3 protein-coding genes are annotated in these 2933 nt (G+C 58.8%); all 3 read right to left on the bottom strand.

The window, feature by feature from the left end; genetic code table 11:
* Positions 1-72: 72 nt before the first annotated feature.
* Positions 73-1470 carry a dihydrolipoyl dehydrogenase gene (gene lpdA, locus M0974_RS31435; RefSeq protein WP_297845966.1) on the bottom strand — a complete coding sequence of 466 codons (1398 nt, stop codon included), beginning with the start codon at positions 1468-1470 and terminating at the stop codon, positions 73-75.
* 2 nt (positions 1471-1472) lie between these two features.
* Positions 1473-2747, bottom strand: a complete 1275-nt coding sequence (locus M0974_RS31430) for a dihydrolipoamide acetyltransferase family protein (protein WP_297845965.1) — start codon at positions 2745-2747, stop codon at positions 1473-1475.
* Positions 2748-2933: transketolase C-terminal domain-containing protein (locus tag M0974_RS31425; RefSeq protein ID WP_297845963.1), on the bottom strand; the 186-nt coding region annotated here is incomplete at its 5' end.

The raw sequence follows: 2933 nt of genomic DNA, 5'->3' as shown, positions 1-2933 counted from the left end.
CCGAACTTGTTCGGGAAGCAAACAACACGGTGTGTCTGATACACCACTACTCCTACATGCTTTTGCGCTATTTCACAGGTGCAACGCATGCCCCAGCGCGCGCAGTGCTGCTTCGTGCACGGCTTCACCCAAGGTCGGGTGGGCGTGGATGGTGCCGGCGATGTCTTCCAGACGTGCGCCCATTTCCAGGGATTGGGCGAACGCTGTGGATAACTCCGAGACACCAACACCCACTGCCTGCCAACCCACAATCAAGTGATTGTCGCGCCGTGCCACGACCCGCACAAAGCCGCTTTTGGACTCCAGTGTCATCGCCCGGCCATTGGCCGCGAACGGAAAATTAGCGACCAGACAATCCAGTCCCGAGGCTTGAGCCTCTTCGGGGGTTTTGCCGACCACCACCAACTCCGGGTCGGTAAAGCACACTGCCGCAATCGCCACCGGATTGAATTCCCGCGCTTTGCCTGCGATCAATTCCGCGACCATTTCACCTTGGGCCATGGCCCGGTGGGCAAGCATCGGCTCGCCGGCCAGATCGCCGATGGCCCACACATTGCGCATGCTGGTCTGGCAGCGCTGGTCGATTTTCACCGCTGCACCATTCATGTCCAGCGACAACGCTTCAAGGTTCCAGCCCTGGCTGTTGGGTTTGCGCCCCACCGCCACCAGCACTTGATCCGCATTTAGCCCTAACGTCTGGCCCTCGGAGTCGCGCACTTGCAGCATCTGAGTGTCCGCATCAAAGCCTTCAACACTGTGTTGCAGGTACAGCTTCACGCCGAGGTGTTTCAAGGTGTCGGCAATCGGCTGCGTCAGCTCTTGATCGTAAGCTGGCAAGATTCGATCACGGGCCTCAACCACGCTGACTTCGGCACCCAATTTGCGATAAGCAATGCCCAGTTCAAGACCGATGTATCCAGCGCCCACCACGATCAACCGCTTGGGAATCGCTTGCGGCGTCAGCGCTTCGGTGGACGAAATAATCGGCCCGCCAAGGGGTAGCATCGGCAGGTTTACTGAAGTAGAACCGGTGGCCAGCAGCAGGTGCTCACACTGAATTCGCTGTACATCGGTGCCAACTTCAACCTCGACGGTTTTACCGTCAATAACCCGCGCCCAGCCGTGGATCACTTGTACTTTGTTTTTCTTCAACAGTGCCGCAACGCCAGTCGTCAGGCGATCAACGATGCCGTTCTTCCAATTCACGCTCTGGGCAATGTCCAACGTCACGGACGGCACGCTGATGCCCAACGCAGACTGCTTGCTGAAGGCGTTGGTTTGGTGAAATTGCTCAGCGACGTGAATCAACGCCTTGGACGGAATACAGCCTACGTTGAGGCAGGTGCCGCCCAAGGCCTGACCTTCCACCAGAATTGTCGGAATACCCAATTGACCCGCGCGAATCGCGGCAACATAACCGCCAGGGCCGCCACCGATGATCAGCAACGTGGTGTTCAAAGTCTGTGGCATGCTCACTCCAAAAACAGCGTGGCGGGTTGTTCGAGCAAGCCGCGAATAGCTTGGATGAATTGCGCCGCGTCCATGCCATCAACCACCCTGTGGTCGAACGAGCTGGAGAGGTTCATCATTTTCCGAATCACGATCTGGCCGTTAATCACCATCGGCCGTTCGACAATGCGATTGACGCCGACGATGGCCACTTCCGGCAGGTTCAACACCGGGGTGCTGACGATGCCGCCCAATGCGCCGAGGCTGGTCAGGGTGATGGTGGAACCGGACATTTCATCGCGGCTGGCTTTACCGGTGCGAGCGGCAGTCGCCAGTCGCGAGATTTCTTCGGCGTTGGCCCATAGGCTGCGGGTTTCAGCGTGACGCACCACCGGCACCATCAAGCCATTGTCGCTTTGCGTGGCGACGCCCACATGCACTGCGCCGTGGCGGGTGATGATTTGCGCCTCGTCGTCGTAGCGCGCGTTGATCTGCGGGAAGTCGCGTAACGCAACGACCATCGCCCGAACCAGGAATGGTAAAAGCGTCAGTTTGCCGCGACTGGCGCCCCATTTATGATTGAGGTGTACGCGAAGCTCCTCCAGCGCGGTGACGTCGACTTCTTCCACATAGCTAAAGTGCGCGGCGCGCCGAGTAGCGTCTTGCATGCGCTGGGCGATTTTGCGGCGTAATCCGATAACAGGGATTTGCTGTTCGTCAGTGCGCTGGACATACGCGGCGGCAGGAGCTGCAATAGATTGCTGACTCTGTTCAATGTAGGCATCAAGGTCTTCGTGGCGGATGTTCCCCGCTGGGCCGCGGCCTTGCACCAAGCGCAACGTAATACCCAAATCCAGTGCGCGTTTGCGCACGGCGGGTGATGCCAGCGGGCGTTCGTCAGCTTCACGAGGGCTGTGGGCTTGCGGCGCGGATTTAACTTCAGTAGATACCGGTTTGGCTACTTGCGTAACTTTCGCCTGAACCACGGGTGCGGTAGCCGCCCCAGGCTCAGATTCAGGCTTAGCGACAACGGCCGACTCCTTGTGATTGCCCTCGCCCTCTACTTCGATCCGAATCAGCTCACTGCCCACGGCCATGACTTCACCGGGCTGTCCTCCCAGGGCTACAACAATGCCAGACACCGGAGACGGAATATCCACCGTGGCCTTGTCGGTCATCACGTCGGCCACCACCTGGTCTTCAACCACCCTGTCACCGACCTTGACGAACCATTCGACCAATTCTACTTGTGCGATGCCTTCGCCAATGTCCGGCATTTTAATAACGTGCGTGCCCATTCAGACCTCCATAACCCGTTTCAACGCCGCACCCACTCGGGATGGACCTGGGAAATACGCCCACTCTTGTGCATGCGGATACGGGGTATCCCAGCCGGTAACGCGCTCGATGGGCGCTTCCAGGTACGGGAAGCAGTGTTCTTGCACCAGCGCCACCAGTTCCGCGCCGAAACCGCAGGTGCGGGT

It is taken from the genome of Pseudomonas sp. (genome assembly GCF_026224925.1).
GTDB lineage: Bacteria > Pseudomonadota > Gammaproteobacteria > Pseudomonadales > Pseudomonadaceae > Aquipseudomonas.
The sequence above is the reverse complement of the archived record's forward strand: the minus strand, read 5'-3'. Positions and strand labels throughout refer to the sequence as shown.

Excerpts from the sequence above, each read along its gene's own strand:
- lpdA (WP_297845966.1), bottom strand. The coding sequence starts at position 1,470 with ATGCCACAGACTTTGAACACCACGTTGCTGATCATCGGTGGCGGCCCT.
- M0974_RS31430 (WP_297845965.1), bottom strand. The coding sequence starts at position 2,747 with ATGGGCACGCACGTTATTAAAATGCCGGACATTGGCGAAGGCATCGCA.